20 protein-coding genes are annotated in these 19,238 nt (G+C 36.2%); 10 read left to right on the top strand and 10 right to left on the bottom strand.

The features are described 5' to 3' along the window. The first annotated feature begins 49 nt into the window (after positions 1 to 49). Complete coding sequence (locus tag EGI05_RS05335) at positions 50 to 1,321, top strand: UDP-N-acetylmuramoyl-tripeptide--D-alanyl-D-alanine ligase (RefSeq protein WP_123262013.1); 1,272 nt, start codon at positions 50 to 52, stop codon at positions 1,319 to 1,321. On the opposite strand, the gene EGI05_RS05330 is transcribed toward EGI05_RS05335, so the two are convergent. Then, positions 1,314 to 1,925: an NUDIX hydrolase gene (locus tag EGI05_RS05330; RefSeq protein ID WP_123262012.1), complete on the bottom strand. Its 612-nt coding sequence runs from the start codon at positions 1,923 to 1,925 to the stop codon at positions 1,314 to 1,316. The genes EGI05_RS05335 and EGI05_RS05330 overlap by 8 nt on opposite strands. A 40-nt stretch (positions 1,926 to 1,965) precedes the next feature. On the opposite strand from EGI05_RS05330, the gene EGI05_RS05325 reads away from it, so the two are divergent. Then, positions 1,966 to 2,355 carry an SRPBCC family protein gene (locus EGI05_RS05325; protein ID WP_123262011.1) on the top strand — a complete coding sequence of 130 codons (390 nt, stop codon included), beginning with the start codon at positions 1,966 to 1,968 and terminating at the stop codon, positions 2,353 to 2,355. Between the two features lie 30 nt (positions 2,356 to 2,385). Here the strand turns inward: EGI05_RS05325 and EGI05_RS05320 are convergent, their stop codons facing one another. The 3 genes from EGI05_RS05320 to EGI05_RS05310 are packed head-to-tail and all read right to left on the bottom strand — an operon-like array spanning position 2,386 to position 5,316. Then, on the bottom strand, positions 2,386 to 3,432 hold the full coding sequence (locus EGI05_RS05320; protein WP_123262579.1) for an anhydro-N-acetylmuramic acid kinase: 1,047 nt from the start codon (positions 3,430 to 3,432) through the stop codon (positions 2,386 to 2,388). A gap of 2 nt (positions 3,433 to 3,434) precedes the next feature. Beyond that, positions 3,435 to 4,025 carry an LPS export ABC transporter periplasmic protein LptC gene (lptC, locus tag EGI05_RS05315; RefSeq protein WP_123262010.1) on the bottom strand — a complete coding sequence of 197 codons (591 nt, stop codon included), beginning with the start codon at positions 4,023 to 4,025 and terminating at the stop codon, positions 3,435 to 3,437. Position 4,026: 1 nt separating this feature from the next. Then, positions 4,027 to 5,316 carry a hypothetical protein gene (locus EGI05_RS05310; RefSeq protein ID WP_123262009.1) on the bottom strand — a complete coding sequence of 430 codons (1,290 nt, stop codon included), beginning with the start codon at positions 5,314 to 5,316 and terminating at the stop codon, positions 4,027 to 4,029. Positions 5,317 to 5,536: 220 nt separating this feature from the next. Here EGI05_RS05310 and EGI05_RS05305 point away from each other — a divergent pair, with 220 nt between their 5' ends. After that, the gene (locus EGI05_RS05305) at positions 5,537 to 6,655 is read left to right on the top strand and encodes a DNA polymerase III subunit (RefSeq protein ID WP_123262008.1); all 1,119 of its coding nucleotides are present in this window, start codon (positions 5,537 to 5,539) and stop codon (positions 6,653 to 6,655) included. Positions 6,656 to 6,690: 35 nt separating this feature from the next. Here EGI05_RS05305 and EGI05_RS05300 read toward each other — a convergent pair whose 3' ends face one another. Continuing rightward, the gene (locus tag EGI05_RS05300; protein ID WP_123262007.1) at positions 6,691 to 6,918 is read right to left on the bottom strand and encodes a hypothetical protein; all 228 of its coding nucleotides are present in this window, start codon (positions 6,916 to 6,918) and stop codon (positions 6,691 to 6,693) included. 147 nt (positions 6,919 to 7,065) lie between these two features. On the opposite strand from EGI05_RS05300, the gene EGI05_RS05295 reads away from it, so the two are divergent. The 5 genes from EGI05_RS05295 (at position 7,066) to EGI05_RS05275 (ending at position 12,506) form a co-directional block, all read left to right on the top strand. Then, the gene (locus EGI05_RS05295) at positions 7,066 to 7,692 is read left to right on the top strand and encodes a TetR/AcrR family transcriptional regulator (RefSeq protein ID WP_123262006.1); all 627 of its coding nucleotides are present in this window, start codon (positions 7,066 to 7,068) and stop codon (positions 7,690 to 7,692) included. Continuing rightward, positions 7,676 to 8,995 carry a TolC family protein gene (locus EGI05_RS05290; protein WP_123262005.1) on the top strand — a complete coding sequence of 440 codons (1,320 nt, stop codon included), beginning with the start codon at positions 7,676 to 7,678 and terminating at the stop codon, positions 8,993 to 8,995. Before EGI05_RS05295 ends, EGI05_RS05290 begins: the two co-directional genes overlap by 17 nt. A gap of 14 nt (positions 8,996 to 9,009) precedes the next feature. Then, positions 9,010 to 10,113 carry an HlyD family secretion protein gene (locus EGI05_RS05285; protein WP_123262004.1) on the top strand — a complete coding sequence of 368 codons (1,104 nt, stop codon included), beginning with the start codon at positions 9,010 to 9,012 and terminating at the stop codon, positions 10,111 to 10,113. A gap of 134 nt (positions 10,114 to 10,247) precedes the next feature. Next, positions 10,248 to 11,825 carry a DHA2 family efflux MFS transporter permease subunit gene (locus EGI05_RS05280; protein WP_123262003.1) on the top strand — a complete coding sequence of 526 codons (1,578 nt, stop codon included), beginning with the start codon at positions 10,248 to 10,250 and terminating at the stop codon, positions 11,823 to 11,825. Between the two features lie 129 nt (positions 11,826 to 11,954). Then, entirely contained in the window at positions 11,955 to 12,506 is a 552-nt protein-coding gene (locus EGI05_RS05275; protein WP_123262002.1) for a DNA-3-methyladenine glycosylase I, read from the top strand. Between the two features lie 82 nt (positions 12,507 to 12,588). Here the strand turns inward: EGI05_RS05275 and EGI05_RS05270 are convergent, their stop codons facing one another. The 3 genes from EGI05_RS05270 to EGI05_RS05260 all read right to left on the bottom strand — a co-directional run bounded on the left by EGI05_RS05270 (position 12,589) and on the right by EGI05_RS05260 (position 14,690). Beyond that, entirely contained in the window at positions 12,589 to 13,035 is a 447-nt protein-coding gene (locus tag EGI05_RS05270; RefSeq protein ID WP_123262001.1) for a hypothetical protein, read from the bottom strand. 390 nt (positions 13,036 to 13,425) lie between these two features. Further along, positions 13,426 to 14,253 (bottom strand): peptidase associated/transthyretin-like domain-containing protein, encoded by an 828-nt coding sequence (locus tag EGI05_RS05265; protein ID WP_123262000.1) that lies wholly within the window; start codon positions 14,251 to 14,253, stop codon positions 13,426 to 13,428. 68 nt (positions 14,254 to 14,321) lie between these two features. Then, complete coding sequence (locus tag EGI05_RS05260; protein WP_123261999.1) at positions 14,322 to 14,690, bottom strand: winged helix-turn-helix transcriptional regulator; 369 nt, start codon at positions 14,688 to 14,690, stop codon at positions 14,322 to 14,324. A 90-nt stretch (positions 14,691 to 14,780) separates the two neighbouring features. Here EGI05_RS05260 and EGI05_RS05255 point away from each other — a divergent pair, with 90 nt between their 5' ends. Further along, the gene (locus EGI05_RS05255; protein ID WP_123261998.1) at positions 14,781 to 15,311 is read left to right on the top strand and encodes an NAD(P)H-dependent oxidoreductase; all 531 of its coding nucleotides are present in this window, start codon (positions 14,781 to 14,783) and stop codon (positions 15,309 to 15,311) included. 8 nt (positions 15,312 to 15,319) lie between these two features. On the opposite strand, the gene EGI05_RS05250 is transcribed toward EGI05_RS05255, so the two are convergent. Next, the gene (locus EGI05_RS05250) at positions 15,320 to 16,906 is read right to left on the bottom strand and encodes a patatin-like phospholipase family protein (protein WP_123261997.1); all 1,587 of its coding nucleotides are present in this window, start codon (positions 16,904 to 16,906) and stop codon (positions 15,320 to 15,322) included. A gap of 178 nt (positions 16,907 to 17,084) precedes the next feature. Further along, on the bottom strand, positions 17,085 to 17,984 hold the full coding sequence (locus EGI05_RS05245; RefSeq protein ID WP_123261996.1) for a magnesium transporter CorA family protein: 900 nt from the start codon (positions 17,982 to 17,984) through the stop codon (positions 17,085 to 17,087). A gap of 73 nt (positions 17,985 to 18,057) precedes the next feature. Between EGI05_RS05245 and EGI05_RS05240 the strand changes: the two genes are divergently transcribed. Further along, positions 18,058 to 19,080: a 3-oxoacyl-ACP synthase III family protein gene (locus EGI05_RS05240; protein WP_123261995.1), complete on the top strand. Its 1,023-nt coding sequence runs from the start codon at positions 18,058 to 18,060 to the stop codon at positions 19,078 to 19,080. Positions 19,081 to 19,238: the final 158 nt, after the last annotated feature.

The raw sequence follows: 19,238 nt of genomic DNA, 5'->3' as shown, positions 1-19,238 counted from the left end.
CTTATAAAAAACCTTCCGGATTTTCGGAAGGTTTTTTTATTTTTGACCTATGAATACAGAACAGTTTTATCCTTTATTTTTAAAGTCAAATAAAGTTACCATAGACAGCAGGAAGATAGAAAAAGATGACATTTTCTTTGCTTTTTCCGGTGAGAATTTCAATGCGGCAACATTAGCAGATAAAGCGGTGGAAGATGGAGCTTTAGCAGTCATTGTGGAGCAAAAAGATTTTGAAAATAAGGATAAGAATATTTTCTACGTTCCGTCTACCTTACAATTTCTTCAGGATCTGGCCGTATTTCATAGAAGTAAGCTACAAATTCCGATTATCGGACTTACAGGAAGCAATGGCAAGACGACAACAAAAGAATTGATTCATGCTGTTCTGTCGGAAAAATATAAGGTTCAATACACAGTTGGAAATTTAAACAACCACATCGGAGTTCCACTGACTATCCTTTCTATTAAACCGGAGCATGAAATGGCAGTCATAGAAATGGGAGCCAATCATCAAAAAGAAATTGAACTTTTATGCACGATTTCTCAGCCGGATTATGGGTATATCACTAATTTCGGAAAAGCACACTTGGAAGGTTTTGGCGGATTTGAAGGCGTAATCAAAGGGAAATCCGAACTGTATGACTTCCTGAAAAACCATCATCGGACTATTATCGTTAATGAGAATGACAACATTCAAGTGGAAAAGACCGAAAATTATGAACACACTATAACTTTTGGAAAAGAAAGTTCGGAGTATTATTATGAGTCTTTTTCAGCAGACCATTGTGTAGGACTGATCTATCATGAAACAAAAATGCTATCCAAACTTACCGGAGAATATAATTTCACCAATCTTTGCGCAGCAGCAAGTTTAGGGCTTCATTTTGGAGTTGATATAGAAAAGATCAAGAATGCAGTTGAAAAATATACCCCTACCAATATGCGGTCTCAGATTGTGAAAAAGGAGGGTAAAACTTTGGTTCTGGATACCTACAATGCCAATCCAAGTTCAATGACCGCCTCACTGAATAATTTTATAACATTTGAAGGCAGTAAAACCATTATTATCGGGGATATGCTGGAATTGGGGGAGGAGAGTGCAAAAGAACATCAAAATATTCTTCAGCTAGCTCATGATTTGGGTTTTGATGAAATTATAACCGTAGGAAAACACTTTAAAAATGTCAATTCTTCCACAAATTCTTTTGAAAATACAGCAGAATTAATAGACTATTTAAAATTGAATAAAATTCAATCAGACAATATCCTGTTAAAAGCTTCAAGAGGAATTTCACTGGAAAAGGCAGCAGAATTTATTTAATACTGCTGCTCCAGAATTCTTTAATGATCAGTTCTATATTTCTAAAAGTATTTGGAAATACTTCACTTTCTATTTGAGAGACATTTTTCCAGGCTACTTCTGTGATTCCTTCTTCGATCTGAGGTTTCGAGGTATCTTCGCCTTTGAAGTTCATATCGAACCAATGAGTGCATTTAAGGATTTTTTCGCCGTTTCTTTCCACATAAATATGATAAGTGGTATTGATGAACTTTTTTAACTCTACATCTTTCAATCCTGTCTCTTCTTCAATTTCTCTTACGGCTGATTCTTCCCTGGATTCACCTTTCTCCATTTTACCTTTAGGAAGATCCCATTTACCAAGTCTTCTGATAAAAAGGATATCCTGCTCAGGATTACTTACGATACCTCCCGCAGCTTCAATGATTCTGAACAGTTTTTGAAATTCTGCCCAGATTTCATCCAAATTTTCACCGAAAACATTCAATTCCTTTACAGATGTATTTTCAAGAAGATCAAGAGCGATCTCAAGGCTTGTGACGTTTTCATATCTAAGCGTTTTTTCTAAGTTTTCAGATTGCTTAGACAATAATAATTTTTTTTCGTTCACAAAAACTTTATACATATATTTGTAAGAATTAGAATTTAAATACAAAAATAAAAAAATGAATTTAGAAGGACGAAAGATTATTGTCAATAAATCATCTAAAGAGCTAACAGAAATATTAAAGTCCCCGGAAAATTATAAAGATTTTATGCCGGATGGCCTTCAGAAGTTTGAAACAAGAGAAGACGGTTTTAAATTCGGATTACAGGGAATGCCGGAAATCGCATTGAAAATAGACGAAGTAAATGATCAGAAAGCGGTTTTGAAATCGGCAAGCTCGAGCTTAGATTTTTCATTAACAGCAACTTTGAATCCTGTGAATGAAAATCAAACGGAGGTTCAGATGCTTTTTGAAGGAAAATTCAATCCTTTTATCAAAATGATGGTAGAAAAGCCTTTACAAAACTTCATCAATACTTTAACGGATAAGATCGAAGCTTATAAATAAAACAAAAACCTTCAGCAATGGAGGTTTTTTTTATATCATAATTCCTGAACTGTGATCCTTGGAACTTCCCGTTGCAGACGCAAGGACATTGACCTCGTTATTTTGCCTTAAAACACCCATAAAAGCAAAAATTAAAGCCTCTTTATACTCTATAATTTCTTTTTCGGGAATAATAATTTCAGCGTGAGTTTTCTGTCGTATCTTCTCTATTAAAAAAGAATTGTACGTTCCACCTCCGGTAAATAAAACACTTTTAAGGTTGTTTTCGTTAATGACCTTTGAAATTTGCTGACTGATGTGTTCCGTACATGTTGTCAGAAGATCTGTTCTTTCGATGGTGCCCAGCAATGGATAAACATATGCATTACACCATTCAATTCCTAATGATTTTGGATGGGATTGCTGATAGAATTCTAAAGAATTAAGCTTAGATAACAATTCTTGATTGACTTTTCCCGTCCTGGCTAATTCGCCGTTTTCATCAAAATTTTTGTCAAATTGCTGAGCAAGCCTATTTAAAACAATATTCACAGGAGCAATATCAAAAGCGATCCTTTGATCAGCAACTTTTAATGAAATATTGGAGAACCCGCCTAAATTCAGGCATGCATCATATTGGGAAAAAAGTAATTCATCTCCTATAGGAACCAAAGGAGCCCCGTTTCCGCCCATCAAGACATCTTGTGTTCTGAAGTCATATACTACAGGAATTCCTGTCATTAATTTAATAGCTCTTCCATCGCCAATCTGCAATGTAAATCTCTTTTGAGGCTGATGAAAAACTGTATGACCATGAGATGAAATCAGATCAATATGCTGAAGTTCATTTCTCTGAATAAAATCCTGAACTTGTTGCCCTAAGTAAAAACCATATTCCGAATGTAATTCCAATAGTTCCTCTGCGCTTAAATGAATGGCATTTCTGAGTTTTTCTTCCCAGGAAACCGGATAGGGAATAGTTTCTCCCTTAAGGATTTCAAAACTCCAGTTTTGACCTTTTTTTTCAAACCTGGCCAAGCAGATATCCAATCCGTCCAAGCTTGTTCCGGACATTAAACCGATAGCCTGTGAAATCATCATTATTTTTGTTTTTCAGAAAGTTGTTTGGTACTGAAATCACCGGAATTATTAAAGAAAGTGTATTCTGAAAAGTCATCTTTAGCGGTCATTCCATTGGCTCCAACAAGGGTAGAACCATCTTCCATCGTTACATACACAGTATCTTTGGTATAAATACGGTTCTTTTTCTGATCCCAGTAAATACTCTGCATGGCAAATCGCTGTCCTTCATTGGTAGTGATTCTTACATTACCTTTCGCTTCATAGAATTTTTTATATTCGAAAATACGGGCGTATTTGGCGGTGATTTTTCCAGGCACTTTAGGTTTTTTCTTATCAAAAAACTGAATGTTAATCCCCTTTCTGGCCACTACGTATGGACTGTCTATCAGTTCATATTTTTCAATAATCGGAGCCGTGGCCCGTAGCGTTACAAATCCAGAATCACGCTGGATGATTTTGGCATTGTTAATGATCTGTGAAGGGAAATTTTTATTCTTATTAGCGTTGGCTTTGGTAAGATCCTCTTCACAGGAAGTCAATATAAAAAATATAGCACAACTAAAAAGGTATGCTATATTTTTATATGATATGTTCGTTTTCAATTTCATTCTAGTTGTATAGGGTTTTTCTGAACCATCTGTCAGCAAAGTTAAAGCCTATTCTTAAATTAATGAAATTCTGGTTGATCAAATTATCTTTCAAAGTACCGCGTTTTCCAACTTCCACACCAATTTCAAGTCCGCTCATTCTTGTAATACTGCTGTTCTTGAATGGAAGAAGTACCCCTGCGGAAACACCAAATTTGTTAATGTTATTACCGGCAAGCTTTAAGTTTCCTTTTTCATAAAAAGCTCCGTATCTGTATACAACTCTGGAGAAATAACTTCTGAAGTTGTTGTAGTTCGGCAAATACCAACCTCCGGCAGAAATTCTGTAAGAATCCTCAAAATCAAAAGTACTTCCGAAATAAGAAACGGTTTCTCCTTTTTTATAATCTCCCTGAAGGGAAACAAACCACTGGTTTTCACTACCGTATCCGATACCTAAAGAAGCCTGTAATGGTAAAAGGTTTTTAGATTTTGTACTTTTCTGTTCAATAATGGTTTCACCGGCTTTTACATCTCCTGTAGTGTAATAATAGGTACTGTTGGTATAATCAGTTGTCATATTACTGGAGTTTCCGAAAGTTGTCGTAGCACCAATAGTAAGCTTACGGTCTGTACTTGTATTTAAATGCTGGTAATTTGCACCAAGAGTGAAATTGAAGTTTTTAATCCTGTTCTTCGTTTCATATCCATTGATTAACTCTGCATTGGAAGACGCAAGCTCATTGATATCCGATAAGTTCCCGAAATATAGGTTAGCTCTTACCCCCACTGCGAATTCCTGGTTAATTTTATATGAAACTGCAGCCTGAGCTGTATTCAATGTACCGGTTCCTCTAAAACGGTTTCTTACTTCCGTCTCCGTCCCATCTGGATTCTGTATAGTTTCTGAATGGAGGATGTCATAACTTTTTGAGCTGTACGGCTGATAGGAAAACCCCATTTTTACCTTTTGTGACAAAGGAAATGCTAACGATATATTGGATAAGTACGTAGAATGTTTGGTAGACTTCGTATTATTATAATCAGTTTTGAAATAATTATTTTCGTTGGTTGCTTCCAGTTTAATGCTTGTAAGTTCAAAATTGGCATTGTTGGCTGGATTAGCAAAGTTAAAACTACTGGTGAAATCACTTATATAAGCAGTTGATATACCACCCATTGAGGCAGTTTCAATCGTATTATCATATTTTACATCTCCAATTCCGTAGGTTGCATAAGGTGAGTTACTCAAACTCTGTGCATTTAGGAAATACCCGACTGATATGAATGATAGTACAAAGATTTTTTTCATTCTATATTTTTAAACAATGCGCAAATATCTTAAATATTAATGAATTGTAAAAATTTCATGAGGTTAAAGTTTGTTAAGGGGAAAAAGACGAATTCTAAATGGCAATAGTCAATTGCGAATGAGGATAATGAATATATTGTAAGCAATTGATCATTCACTTGTGAAGCAAAATTCACGGTTCACAAATATACTCTTTCACAAAATTCTTTATCTTTGAAACATGAATTGGGAGAATATTGCCGGACAGGAAAACCTGAAAAAACTTCTAAAAGACAGTATCGCAGAGAATAGAGTAAGCCATGCCCAGCTTTTTGTAGGAAAAGAAGGTTATGGGACACTTCCTTTGGTGTTAGCATATGCAAGAGAAATTTTAAATAGAGAAAATGAACATGCCGCTTCAAAAGTAGAGCACCTGAATCACTTGGACCTGCATTTCAGCTTTCCAGTTTATACGGATAATAAAAATTCATTAAGCAAAAATAAATTCGATGAATTCAGGGAAATGATCTTAGCTTCTCCATATGCAAGCTATGATGACTGGACAGCGTTCCTGGATTCGGAAAATAAACAGCTGTTTATTTCTGCAGATGAAATAGATGACCAGAACCAGAAGTTCTCACTCAAAAGTTTTGAAGGCGGTACTAAAATCCTCATTGTCTGGAGAGCTGATAAAATGAACATCTCCGCTTCCAATAAGTTTCTTAAGTTTCTTGAGGAGCCCCCTGCAAAAACCCTTATTCTTTTAACGGCGGAAAGCACTAATGATATTCTTCCCACTATTCTTTCCAGGACTCAGATCGTAGAAGTTCACAGGATCAATGATGAAGATCTGGATCAGTATATCCGTAAAAATTTTTCCGTCTCGGATGAAAAAGTGAAGGAAATTATTCATGAAGCACAGGGAGATTTAAATGAAGCCATAAAGCTTTTGAATTCCGGAAATAAGAATGAAGAATTTGAAAAATTATTCATTCAGTGGGTTCGTGATGCCTTTCAGGTAAAAAAGAAACCCGAGTTTTTGAAGAATATTATTTTCTGGGCGAGGGAAATTTCAGGCTGGAACAGGGAAAAACAAAAGAACTTCCTTAATTATTGCTCAGAGATCTTCAGATTGGCTTTGCTTCAGAATTATCAGTCGGAAAATCTGGTTTATAAAAAAATTGATGCGAATGGTTTCAATTGGGCAGGCTTTTCCAAATTTATAAACGGAGCCAATATTGAAAACATATTAGAAGAGATCAGTACTGCAGATCTTCATTTAACAAGAAACGGGAATCCTAAAATCATCTGGACCGATTTGGGAATAAAACTATCAAGATATATTCACAAAAACACATAAAAAAGTCCTGAAATTTCAGGACTTTAATTTTACTATTAAGCTGCTTTTTTCACTTTTGCAGTTGTTTTGGTCTTAGGCTGACTGTTATCAGCTGTTTTCGCTTTAGCATCACAAGATTTGTGATGGTCACCACATGCCTTTTTATCTTTTACAGAACATTCTTTTTTATCCTTTCCTGCACAACATCCGGACTTAGGAGTTTCCTGTGCAAAACTGAAAGTGAATAAACCAACAACTGCTAAAGCAGAAATAAATTTTTTCATAATTATTTAATTTTTTATCTGAATCCAAATATAATAATTTCAAGGAGTTGTGTGAACAAAAAATTAAAAATAAATTAAAAAATCAATCAATCGTTTGATTTGTTTGAAAATTGTTATAAATTTGCCCCTTGAAAAAATAGAAATGAAATGATCTCAAAAGAAGAAAATATATTATTCGCTGCCGAAAAGCTCTTTGCCGAAAAGGGTTTTGAAGGAACTTCCACACGGGAGATTGCCAAAGCAGCTAATGTGAATATTTCTATGATTTCCTATTATTTCGGTTCAAAAGAAAAATTATATGAGAAGCTGGTAGAATACAGAATGAATGAAGGGCAATTTTTTTCAAAAGATATTCTGGAGAGAACCGACATCAATGAGTGGGAAAAAATAGAAAAGATAGTAGAACAGTTTACAGGGAGAGTAAGAAACCATAAATGTTTTTACAGGATCATGCAGAGAGAGCAGCTGCATACGGAAAACCCGCAGATCGTAGAATTCCTTAAGCAAACCAAAATGGGATTCATTTCCATGTATTCCAGAGTATTGGAAAGCGGATTGGAAAAAGGAATTTTCACTAAAAATCCTCCTATTTACCTGCTTCATGCTACCGTAAGCGGAACATTGTTCTATGCTTCCAACGCTAAAGAAATGTATAAAGAGTTTCTTAATAATACGGAGGAGGAAGAAGCTTTTGATGAAAAATATTACACGGAACTTAAAAACCATATAAAATACTTACTAAAAGACCTTTTAGGTTATGAAGAGAATAAATAACACAGTCATTGCATTCTCCCTTTTCATAGGAATTGCCAATGCCAATGCCCAGGAGAAAAAACAGCTTACACTGGATGAAGCCGTACAAATGGGGATTCAGAACAGCAAAAATCTTAAGATTGATGCGGCCAAAATAGAAGAAGCTACGGCAGACCTTCTGGATGCTAAAAATAAACAATTGCCTGATCTAAAATTATCAGGGAGTTATATGCGTCTTACCAATGCCAAAGTTGATTTGAAATTTTTAGGAGAATCAGGTTCCGGAAACGGAGAAATGGCAGCTCCTAAATCCGTATTCCTGGGACAGGCAAGCTTGTCGATGCCTTTGTATGCAGGCGGAAGAATTAAATATGGCATTGAATCTGCCAAATATCTTGTAGAAGCTGCAAAATTAAGTACAGAGAACGATAAAACTGCCATTGCTTATAATGTAGCACAAGCTTATAATAACTTATTCAAAGCAAGCCAGTCTATCAAAGTATTAGAAGAAAACCTTACCGCTTCTGTCAAAAGAGATGAAACATTCCTTAAGCTGGAGAATAATGGGGTTATTGCAAGAAATGACCGTTTGAAGGCTAATCTTCAGACTTCCAATATTGAACTTCAATTGTTGGAAGCTAAAAATAATTACAATATTGCCAACATCAATATGGACTTATTATTAGGCCTTCCTGAAACTACCGAACTGGAGATTGATCCTAATTATATTGATGAGATCCAGGATGCTAAGCCTGTAAGCTATTATCTTAATGAAGCTCAGCAGAACAGAAAAGATCTGCTTGCATTAGATCAGCAGAGAAAAGCGGCGGCATTAGGGACCAAAGCGGCAAAAGCAGAAAATTATCCCACAGTAGCTTTAACAGGGGGGTACATTGCGGCGGATGCTCCAAAGTTCATCACCATTTATAATGCCGTGAATGTTGGAGTTGGTGTTTCATACAATCTGGCTAATCTTTGGAAACAAAATTCAGCATTAAAGCAATCTCGCGCAAGAGAAATGCAGCTGGACGCTACCAATGAATTATTAAATGATAACATCAAGCTTGAAGTTAACAAAGAATATCAGAATGCCGATTATTCAAAACAGAGAATTGCTGTTTTCGAAAAATCAGCAGTGCAGGCTAATGAGAATTACAGAATCACCAAAAATAAATTTGATAACGGCTTGGCTACCATGACTGAGCTTTTAGATGCAGATGCAGCACAGATTTCGGCCAATGTAGGAGTAATCAATGCCAAAGCTGATGCAGCGTTAGCGTACAGAAAACTATTACAGACAACAGGAACTTTAACAATTAAATAAGAACGATACCCAACATGGAAAATAATAATACACAAACAACTGAACCTAAAAAGAAAAAAAGTTTAGTCTTCCCTATCATTTTAGCAGCTGTAGTAATTGGAGGTGGAATTTACGGATACAGAGCTTATACTTACGGACAAACTCATGAAGAAACGGATGATGCACAAATCGCATCTAATATGGCTCCGGTAATCTCTAAAATTTCTGGTTATGTAGCGGAAGTAAAAGTAAAAGATAACCAGTTTGTAAAAAAAGGAGATACCCTTGTTATTTTAGATAACAGAGACCAGAAAATGGCTTTAGAGCAGGCTGAAGCTGCCTTAGCTACAGCGAAAAGCAATATTTCTACCGCTCAGGCAACCACTACGGCAACTTCTAAGAATATCAATACTTCAGAAGCGGCTGTTGCTACGGCCAATGCACAGATTGAAGCGGCGAAGGTAAATGTATGGAAAACCTCTCAGGATCTGAAGAGATATGCCAATCTTGTAAAAGACCATTCTATTACAGAACAGCAATATGAGCAGGCTTTAGCTGCAAAACAATCGGCTGATAAGCAATTACAGGTTTTGGTAGATCAGAGAAACCAGATCGCTCAGCAGACTGGCGTAGCTTCATCACAAACAGCGGCAAGTTCTCAACAAATCAATGTGGCGAGCTCCGTAGCTAAGCAGAGAGAAGTGGATGTGGAGAACGCAAGACTTAATCTTTCCTACACTGTGATTGTAGCTCCGGAAGATGGATTTGTAGGAAAAGTTCCGATCCAGACTGGGCAATATTTACAGACCGGTGCTCAACTATTCAGCTTGGTGAAAAATGATCAGAAATGGGTAGTGGCTAACTTTAAAGAAACCCAGGTAGATAAAATGGTTGAAGGGCAAAAAGTGAAAATTGAAATTGATGCCTTTCCGGATAAAAAGTTTGATGGAGTAGTAGCATCATTCTCTCCGGCAACCGGTGCAACGTTTTCAATCCTTCCTCCGGACAATGCAAGTGGAAACTTCGTAAAAGTAGTACAAAGGCTGCCTGTGAAAATTGATTTCGTAAACCTGGATAAAAATATCGCCAAAAAGCTGAGAACGGGAATGAACGTGAAAGCTGAGGTGATTTTGAACTAACATTAAAAATTGTAAAAGGTCAATTAACTTCGTTGTCAATAGTGAATTACTTTACTTAAAATAGGTAGTTGTATAATTCACTGTTCACTTGCATAGCAAAATTTACCATTGACCTTTTACATAATAATAAACTTATGCAAGATTCATTAGTAGAATACGGGGCCCGAAGAGTCATTATCACCATTACGGCGATTCTTTGTGCTTTGCTTGAAATTGTAGACTCCACCATTGTAAATGTTGCTTTGAATGAAATGAAGGGGAATCTGGGAGCTACACTTTCCGAAGTGGGTTGGGTAATTACCGCCTATGCTATTGGTAACGTAATCATTGTTCCTATGACGAGCTGGCTTTCGCAGCAGTTCGGACGTAGAAATTATTTTGCGGCTTCCATTATCATATTTACAGTATTTTCGTTCCTGTGCGGAAATGCCACGAACATCTGGGAACTGGTGTTTTTCAGACTGATGCAGGGAATTGGGGGTGGAGCTTTATTGGTAACCTCGCAAACGATCATTACAGAATCCTATCCAATTGAGAAAAGAAGTATGGCTCAGGCTATTTATGGTTTGGGTGTGATCATCGGTCCTACATTAGGCCCGCCATTGGGAGGTTATATTGTGGATAATTACAGCTGGCCATATATTTTCTATATCAATATTCCGATTGGGATTGCTGCAACATTGATGACACTTCAGTTTGTAAGAAGCCCTAAATATGCAGAAAAGCGCAAAGTTTCGGATGTAGACTGGATAGGAATTGCTTTATTGGCACTTACGGTGGGATCATTACAGTTTATCCTGGAAAGAGGTCATGAAGAAGACTGGTTTGAAAGCGGAATGATCGTAACATTTACGGTAACTGCTGTTGTTGGATTTATATTATTTCTCTGGCGGGAGCTTACATTCAGATATCCAATTGTAGAATTACGGGTTTTGAAAAACGGGAATTTAAGGATCGGAACTTTCATGTCGTTTGTTTTAGGATTTGGTCTGTATGGTTCAACGTTTATTGTTCCTTTATATACGCAAAGTATTTTAGGATGGACGGCGCTTCAGTCGGGAGCTTTGATGATTCCGGCAGCGCTAACAACCGCTTTTATGATGCCGATCATCGGAAGATTGCTTACAAAAGGGGCCAAACAACAGATTTTAGTATCTTTAGGATTATTCATCTTCTTTGTCTATAGTTTCTGGGGGTATAAGATTTTGACTCCGGATACCAGTAAAGATGCTTTCTTCTGGATGCTGATTGTAAGAGGAGCAGGATTGGGATTACTTTTCATACCTATCACCTCCTTATCTTTAAGTACCCTGAAAGGGCAGGAAATTGGGCAGGGTGCAGCATTTACCGGGATGATGAGACAGCTTGGGGGATCCTTCGGGATTGCGGCTATTACTACCTTTATAGCCAACGAAAGCCAGAAGCACAGGGTGAATTTACTTTCTCACCTTGATAGCAATAGTTTTGATGTACAGCAAAGGTTAAATAGTCTGAAAGCAAGCTTTGTAGCAAAAGGAATGACACCTGATGCAGCGATGAATGCAGCGTATAAAATTCTGGACTTATCGGTCACCAAACAGGCGACGGTACTTTCTTATATGGATGTATTTCTTTACCTGGGAGTCATATTCCTGATATGTATTCCGTTTATCCTGTTCATAAAAGAACGAAAAAGTAAAGAAAAATTAGATTTAAGTGAAGCCATGCACTAAATAAGTATAAACCTCCGAATTCCGGAGGTTTTTTGTAAAGAATTCTAGGCAGAAATAAGAGACTACTGACAAACAGTTGTCAGTAAACAAGCTTATCTTTATACAGAATTTTAACAAAAACAGATTAGAATGAGTTATTGTTTAGCCATAGAAAGGATGCAGCCTGAAAGCAGGAAAGAACTTCACAAAAATTATCATGATCACCATTACGGATACCCCATTCATGATGATAATGAGCTTTTCGGAAGACTGATTATGGAGATTAACCAGGCCGGTCTGAGCTGGGAAACTATTTTAAAAAAAGAAGCCGGCTTCAGAAAAGCTTACAGCAATTTTGATATAAAGAAAATTGCTGCTTATACAGAAAAAGACAGGGAAAGACTTCTGAATGATCCTGAGATTATCAGAAATAAACTTAAAGTAAATGCAGCGATTGAAAATGCCAAAACGGTTCTTGAACTTCAGAAAGAGTTCGGTTCCTTCGAAAAATGGCTGGAATATCATCACCCTAAAACATTGCAGGAATGGATGAAGCTTTTTAAGAAAACCTTTAAGTTCACAGGTGGAGAAATCGTTAATGAATTTCTGATGAGTATCGGATACCTTCAGGGAGCACACAATGAAAACTGCCCTGTTCACAACAAAATTTTACAGCATAACCCGATGTGGAAAAAGAATTGATGCAACCAAAAAACCTCCGGATTTTCCGGAGGTTTTTCACATATTAATCAATTAATTATATCAAATAAGTTCTATTTTGCAGTTATATACTTTTTACAATTCTTTCTGATAAGAGTTCTTCTATTTTTCTTTTCTCATAAGGAGAAAAACAATGCATGGGAAAATTCAGCTTTGATACCTCACTCGAATTTTTGATATGGATGCTCAGCGTATTTTTATTGATTTTGAAATCATTGATATAGTCATAAGGAATATCCAGATATCTTTTAGGATTGATCTTAGTATGATTAAGAATATTTTGTTCCCTGATCAACAAATTTTCCGGTAAAATATCCAGTTTAAGATAGGATAGCCTCACCGTTGCCAATACAAAAATGAATAAAGCCAGTAATAAGATCATAAACACTTGGCTATAGATGGTATTGTATTTTATAATAAAAAAAACGGATAAAAGCAGGTAAAGCAATATGGCAACTGAAATGGAAAGTATATTTTTCCGGATCACAGTATTTCTATTGTTCTTTTTCATTAGATAAAAAGTAGTTTAGTATTGTATTGATTTAGAATTTTAAAATGTTACGTTTTATGTTCAACTAAAAAATGATTTCAGTGTGATAGATTTCCGGGATATTCAGGGCAGATTAATCTTGCCACGCCATGTTGTACTTGAATACAAGAGTTTTGGTAAAGCTGTTTTTTTCATAATTTTAAATTTAATGTTGATTTTGTGATTTGGTAATAAATATCTACTGTTAGTGAATTAATTTTGATTTTTAAATAATAATTTTTTGTTATGATTGATGATTTTATTCTGTGATTATATTAACTGAATATTAAGCAACTTATTATGTGGTATGATCATAAAATTCAAATTTTAACTTTTTAAGGTGAAGCTGAATAAATAAAAAAGCCTCTGAATTCAGAGGCTTTTGTTTGAATATAATAATCGTAAAGTTCTAATATAGGATTTGTTGGCAATAGCTTGTGCTTCTTTTCCTTCAAAAACAAAATAAGAGTAACCGGGATTTTCTTCTTGCAACTTTCTAAACTTTTTTTCACTGATATTTTTACCATCAAAAAAATAATAGTCAGGGGGAGAATCAGTCATAATGGAAATTCCACCCAGATAAAATTTTTGAGATTCTATCACGAAAGTTTTGTCTATTATTTTTTCATCTTTGGTAAAAATGATGGTTGTATTTTCATAAATATCTCCGCCTGCTACATTAGGTATTTTTCTTTCAGGATTGGCTATTGTTTTTTCATTTAGCACATTAAAATTGAAATACAAAACATTCTTTTTGGAAATGAGTTCATTTGGGATTTCCAATGTGAAATTTCCATTTTCATCAGTTTGGGTTTTAATATATTGATTTTTATGAATGAAAATTACCTCCGCACCGGGAATTTCTTTTTTATTGATCTTAAAAATCAATTTCCCGGATAGCTTGGTAAAGCTTGTTGTGCTCTGTTCGATCGTTTCAAAAGAGTGAGAAGGAGTTTGTCCCTGAGAAAACGTGAGGTTGGTAATTAAAATGACGCCTGCTGCAATTTTTGAAAATGATAAAGGAAGCCTTCCGCACACCTCTTTTCCACCGGCCCGGTTAAAAATATCCCAGATTTCTTTTTCGGTTTTGTCTGTAAAATCAACCACATGTTTGGAACACAACTCACAAAATTTACCATGAGGTGAATCCTGCATAGCATCCCATTTTTCAGAACAGGGCTTATGAATATTCAATTTCATTGTGGAAGTAGTATTATTATATTATTTGAGTATCTCCAAAATACAATAATTTTGAACATCTTTGATGATTAATCAATTGTTTTATTGATTTCCTGATGCTCTTTTCCCCATTTTTCAAGCTCCTCTATAATAGATTGCAGTTTATAGCCGATGGGAGTAAGCTCATATTCAACACGCGGGGGAACTTCCGCATACACGGTTCTGGTGATGATCTTGTCTTCTTCCAGTTTACGGAGCTGAAGAGTCAGCATACGTTCTGTAATGTTGGGGAGTTTCTTTTTCAGTTCCCCGAATCTCAATTTTCCGTTAATGAGATAACAGCAGATTGCTAAAGACCACTGTCCCCCTATAATATTGGAAGCATATACTTCCGGACACTCATCGGCAAGCGCTTTTTTATTAGCGGAATGGGTGGAAGTTTCTTTTATTTTAGTCATTACTTACATTTTTTATAGTACCCTACAATTGGTAGCTACTATTGATTGGGTAAGTTACAACTATTATTTTTGTAACAAGAAATTTATATAATGAAAACATTAGTTATTGTCATTCATCCCCATATGCAAAGTTCTGTGATCAATAAAAGATGGATCAATGAACTGGAAAAATACCCTGAAAAATATACCATTCATCCATTATATGAAGCTTATCCCAATGAAATTATTGATGTATTGAAAGAACAACAATTAGTAGAATCTTATGATACCATTGTATTTCAGTTTCCTTTTTATTGGTTCAGCAGCCCGCCGCTTTTGAAAAAATGGTTCGATGAGGTGCTTTTATACGGTTGGGCATACGGAAGCAGAAGCGGTTATAAGGTAGGAGGAAAGAAAATTGCTTTAGCCATTACCGCAGGAATTGATGAAGAAGGGTACAGCGCATCCGGAAAATACAAATACACAATGAAAGAGCTTACCGCTCCTTTTGAGCTTACTTTTGATTATATCAAAGCAGATTACAAAGGAATTTTTGTTTACTACGATATTGAAAAGAATGCTTCTGAAGAATGGATCGAGAGAAGTGTTCCGATGTATCTGGATTTTCTTGAAAGGGTATAGCCAAAAAATTACCCTACCGTCTTCGTATCTTCTTCCTTCAAAATCTTTTTCTCCTTCATGGAAAGCATCATTCTTTCGCATTTATAGCGTTCCCAGTCGAAATTATTAAGGAAATCAAGGGCAGCCCGGAAACCACGGTTAAAAAGCTCTTCTTTTTCATCTTTTTTCATAAAGAAGTTAAGCCAGTTGCTCGTTCCGCAGTTCACGGTCTGTATGCTGAAAAGATGATAAAAAGTATGCTTGGTAAGAAACGTTTTATCATTAAAGCCTTTCAGGGTTCCGATGATATTTCCGGCAAATGAAAGGGGCGTTTTCAGCAGTTCCTCGCTGGTTTTCCCTTTTTCGGAAAGAATATCGGAATCGCTGGTCAGCTGTACTCCGAACAGGGGCATTCGTGGGAAGAAAATGTCGCTGGAATGGAAAAGATCGATAGGGAAGTTAGAGATACTCCCGCCATCTATGAATACACCCACAGGATTGATGTCTTCCGGTTTCGTGTTCATCCAGAATTTCCAGGCGTATTTTACGGAATCATCAGTTTTGTCGATCATCTTTTGGAAAGGCTCGAAGAAAAACGGTACGGACATGGAAGCCCTCACAAATTCCGCCGGACTTATTTTTTTCATTTCTTCCTCGGACCAATATAAATTGGCCATGGTAGGCAGTTCTACTTTTATTTTAGCATTGATATCCGTAGTGATCACAATATATTCTGATTTGAGCTGATAAAAAGGATTGTTTTTATAATAATCATTATTGACTGCACTTTCATAGAAAATTCTATACCGGGTAAGGTCAATGTGCTCCAGGTTATTCACTTTGATCTCTTCAATGCTATTCAAGGCGATGGCGTAATATTCCATGCCGTTCCCGTAACGGTAATTGAGGTTAAGTTTCTGTTCTTTCTGTACAAATCTTTCATTCAATTCCGCAACGGTTTTTATTCCAAAACCCTTCATAACATCTGTCATTTGGTTTAAAAATGCATTTCCGGGATTTAAACCGCTATTCTGCTTTTTAAAATCGTTATAGAATTTTTTAGCACACAAAAAAGTGATAAATACAGGGATCAATGGAATAAGGAAAAGCAGTTTAGTTCGCAATGAAGTTTCAGAAGGAGTGGCAAAAGGAATAATGAGAAGAATGATCATAATTACGGCGGCGATCATAGCGTTGATCTTCAGGAAATTCTTATTATTCAGCATAGCATGAATGATAGACTTTACATAAGGTTTTCCATCCATAAAATCAGAAAAATCCCAGTTGAAAAGGATATCTTTGATCACATCGCTTTTTGCTTCTTCTTTGGTTCTGCAAGCCGCAATCAACATGGTATTGATAGCTCCTGCACTGGTTCCGGCCACCTTCAGAAAACGGATCCCAAAAATTTCCAGACTGTATAGATAACCAACGAGCGCGCTTCCCCAAACTCCGCCTCCTTCCTGCACAAATTCTACATATTGGTTACCTTCTGCATCCAGTAGGTCTGAAAACTCTTTGGATGAAATATTTTCATGTAAAGCAGTGAGCTTGTCTTTAGATTCCTGAGAGAGAAATTTCTCTTCGAGAACATTGTTCAACATATCGGTTTTCATAGGTCATATAGTGTTTGGTTGGTGTGCAGTGAATCATATTATGGGAGTAAATTACTTTGCCGTCTTATTATTTAACATAATATATCTACTGCTATTGGGTTATTCATTTTTATACTATAAAATTAATGTAATCCGCATTCCAAAGCATGGGTGTTTTTACGCTAATGCATACGTAAAATCACCATTGTTTTCTTCTGGCATAAATAAAAGTGATAATTACAATGAGAGCCATTAAGCCCAAAGTGAAAAAATACCCGTTCTTATGATGAAGTTCCGGCATATTATCAAAATTCATCCCGTAGAGCCCGGCAATAAACGTTATCGGTAAGAAATAAACGGAGTAAATAGCTAAAACTTTCATGACCTGGTTGGCTTTCTGGTCAGATAGAGCCAAAAACATGGAAATAAGGTTGGTGATCTGCAAATTCAGATGGTCAAAATCGGCGACAACGTCTTTATGTTTATCCTTTAAATCGAATACCTCTGAATCCTGTAATCCAAGCAGCTTAAATTTATCAATGGCATCCGTGGAAATGGTAAGAACCCTTGAATTAAGTCCGGATTTTCTTTTCAGTTTATACAATCGTCTGATCTGGTTGGTATGATTGGTGTTTTTCAGGAAAATTTCATTTTCGATATTATCCATGGTTTCCATTAAGCTCACCGACTCATCATCAAAACTTTTCATTACCAGTAAAGCGATCATTAATGCAATTTTTTCAGGAGATGCCTCCATGTCTGTACTGGAAATCTGATTTTTGGTTTCAGTGATGCTTTTGGTTTTCATCCTGTGAATCGTAATGATGGTGTGATTCAAAAGGAAGATCCCGATTTTGGTACTGATATCACTAATAGTGTTGAGATTCTTTCTTTCCAGCTCGGTGCTTTCACGCAACAGGAAAAATTTTACATTGCCGTCCTCTTCAAATTTGGGAAGGTGATTAGGATCGAGAGTATCTTCCAAAAGGAGGTTGTTGATCTCATATCTTTCATGAAGGAATTTCAGGTCTTCCAACGTAGGAGCCTCCACGTCTACCCATTCACATTGGGAATCTCTGTATATCGTATTAATTGGCATAAAGTAAAAATACTAATATTTTGAAAAACTATGTGTTAAATAAGTTTTATCTTTGCCAAAATTAAAAAACTATATGATTAAAAGTACAATAAAAGGGATCGGATTTTATGTGCCGGATAATGTTGTAACGAATGATGATCTAGCAAAATTAATGACCACGAATGATGAATGGATCACCGAAAGAACAGGTATTAAAGAAAGAAGACATAGAAAAAACAGAAATGATTCCCAGGAAACCACCGCTTATTTAGGATTCAAAGCCTCTGAAAAGGCTCTTGAAAAAGCGGGTTTAACAGCGAAGGATATCGATTATATTATTTTTGCCACTTTATCCCCGGATTATTACTTCCCTGGATGCGGTGTTTTGCTTCAGGATATGTTGGGATGTGATACGATCGGAGCGCTGGATGTTAGAAATCAGTGTTCAGGGTTTGTGTATGCTATGAGTGTAGCGAATGCTTTCATCAAATCAGGAACGTATAAAAATATTTTAGTAGTAGGAGCGGAGATCCATTCTTTCGGACTGGATTTCTCTGATGAAGGGAGAGGAGTTTCCGTTATTTTTGGGGATGGAGCAGGAGCTATTGTCCTTTCGGCTACTGAAGATGAAAATGCAGGAGATATTTTAGCGGTGAACATGCATTCTGAAGGAAAATACGCCGATGAACTGTGTACGCAGTTCCCGGGCTCTAAATTCGGGTGGAGCGACAGAATGAGAAAAGAACCTGAAAATGTAACAAACAAAGAAGTATATCCGATCATGAACGGAAACTTTGTGTTTAAACATGCAGTAACAAGATTCCCTGAAACTATGATGGAAGCGCTTGAAAAAGCCGGAAAAACGGTTGAAGATCTGGATATGTTCATTCCACATCAGGCGAACTTAAGAATTGCCCAGTTTGTGCAGCAGAAATTCGGACTTCCGGATGAGAAGATCCATAACAATATCCAGAAATATGGAAATACAACAGCGGCTTCTATTCCGATTGCCTTGAGTGAAGCGATTGAGGAAGGAAAGATCAAAAGAGGTGATCTTGTTCTTCTTTCAGCATTCGGAAGTGGATTTACATGGGGAAGTGTTTTATTTGAGTACTAAAAAGTAAATTGATTACAATATAAAAGTCCGTAGAATTTCTGCGGACTTTTACTTTTTATTGAACCACAAAAGTCACAAAAGTTTTTTTAACACGTAAGCTATTTTAAGTTCATTATAGCAATGTGAATAAGAGCACATTAGTTTTATTGAAAACCTCT

The sequence above is a fragment of the Chryseobacterium daecheongense genome, assembly GCF_003729955.1.
Classification (GTDB): domain Bacteria; phylum Bacteroidota; class Bacteroidia; order Flavobacteriales; family Weeksellaceae; genus Chryseobacterium; species Chryseobacterium daecheongense.
This window is presented reverse-complemented; position numbering and strand designations above follow the sequence as displayed.

What these genes read in the sequence shown, in the direction of transcription:
- EGI05_RS05335 (WP_123262013.1), top strand. Translation starts at nt 50, where the DNA reads ATGAATACAGAACAGTTTTATCCTTTATTTTTAAAGTCAAATAAAGTT.
- EGI05_RS05330 (WP_123262012.1), bottom strand. Translation starts at nt 1,925, where the DNA reads ATGTATAAAGTTTTTGTGAACGAAAAAAAATTATTATTGTCTAAGCAA.
- EGI05_RS05325 (WP_123262011.1), top strand. Translation starts at nt 1,966, where the DNA reads ATGAATTTAGAAGGACGAAAGATTATTGTCAATAAATCATCTAAAGAG.
- EGI05_RS05320 (WP_123262579.1), bottom strand. Translation starts at nt 3,432, where the DNA reads ATGATTTCACAGGCTATCGGTTTAATGTCCGGAACAAGCTTGGACGGA.
- lptC (WP_123262010.1), bottom strand. Translation starts at nt 4,025, where the DNA reads ATGAAATTGAAAACGAACATATCATATAAAAATATAGCATACCTTTTT.
- EGI05_RS05310 (WP_123262009.1), bottom strand. Translation starts at nt 5,316, where the DNA reads ATGAAAAAAATCTTTGTACTATCATTCATATCAGTCGGGTATTTCCTA.
- EGI05_RS05305 (WP_123262008.1), top strand. Translation starts at nt 5,537, where the DNA reads ATGAATTGGGAGAATATTGCCGGACAGGAAAACCTGAAAAAACTTCTA.
- EGI05_RS05300 (WP_123262007.1), bottom strand. Translation starts at nt 6,918, where the DNA reads ATGAAAAAATTTATTTCTGCTTTAGCAGTTGTTGGTTTATTCACTTTC.
- EGI05_RS05295 (WP_123262006.1), top strand. Translation starts at nt 7,066, where the DNA reads ATGATCTCAAAAGAAGAAAATATATTATTCGCTGCCGAAAAGCTCTTT.
- EGI05_RS05290 (WP_123262005.1), top strand. Translation starts at nt 7,676, where the DNA reads ATGAAGAGAATAAATAACACAGTCATTGCATTCTCCCTTTTCATAGGA.
- EGI05_RS05285 (WP_123262004.1), top strand. Translation starts at nt 9,010, where the DNA reads ATGGAAAATAATAATACACAAACAACTGAACCTAAAAAGAAAAAAAGT.
- EGI05_RS05280 (WP_123262003.1), top strand. Translation starts at nt 10,248, where the DNA reads ATGCAAGATTCATTAGTAGAATACGGGGCCCGAAGAGTCATTATCACC.
- EGI05_RS05275 (WP_123262002.1), top strand. Translation starts at nt 11,955, where the DNA reads ATGAGTTATTGTTTAGCCATAGAAAGGATGCAGCCTGAAAGCAGGAAA.
- EGI05_RS05270 (WP_123262001.1), bottom strand. Translation starts at nt 13,035, where the DNA reads ATGAAAAAGAACAATAGAAATACTGTGATCCGGAAAAATATACTTTCC.
- EGI05_RS05265 (WP_123262000.1), bottom strand. Translation starts at nt 14,253, where the DNA reads ATGAAATTGAATATTCATAAGCCCTGTTCTGAAAAATGGGATGCTATG.
- EGI05_RS05260 (WP_123261999.1), bottom strand. Translation starts at nt 14,690, where the DNA reads ATGACTAAAATAAAAGAAACTTCCACCCATTCCGCTAATAAAAAAGCG.
- EGI05_RS05255 (WP_123261998.1), top strand. Translation starts at nt 14,781, where the DNA reads ATGAAAACATTAGTTATTGTCATTCATCCCCATATGCAAAGTTCTGTG.
- EGI05_RS05250 (WP_123261997.1), bottom strand. Translation starts at nt 16,906, where the DNA reads ATGAAAACCGATATGTTGAACAATGTTCTCGAAGAGAAATTTCTCTCT.
- EGI05_RS05245 (WP_123261996.1), bottom strand. Translation starts at nt 17,984, where the DNA reads ATGCCAATTAATACGATATACAGAGATTCCCAATGTGAATGGGTAGAC.
- EGI05_RS05240 (WP_123261995.1), top strand. Translation starts at nt 18,058, where the DNA reads ATGATTAAAAGTACAATAAAAGGGATCGGATTTTATGTGCCGGATAAT.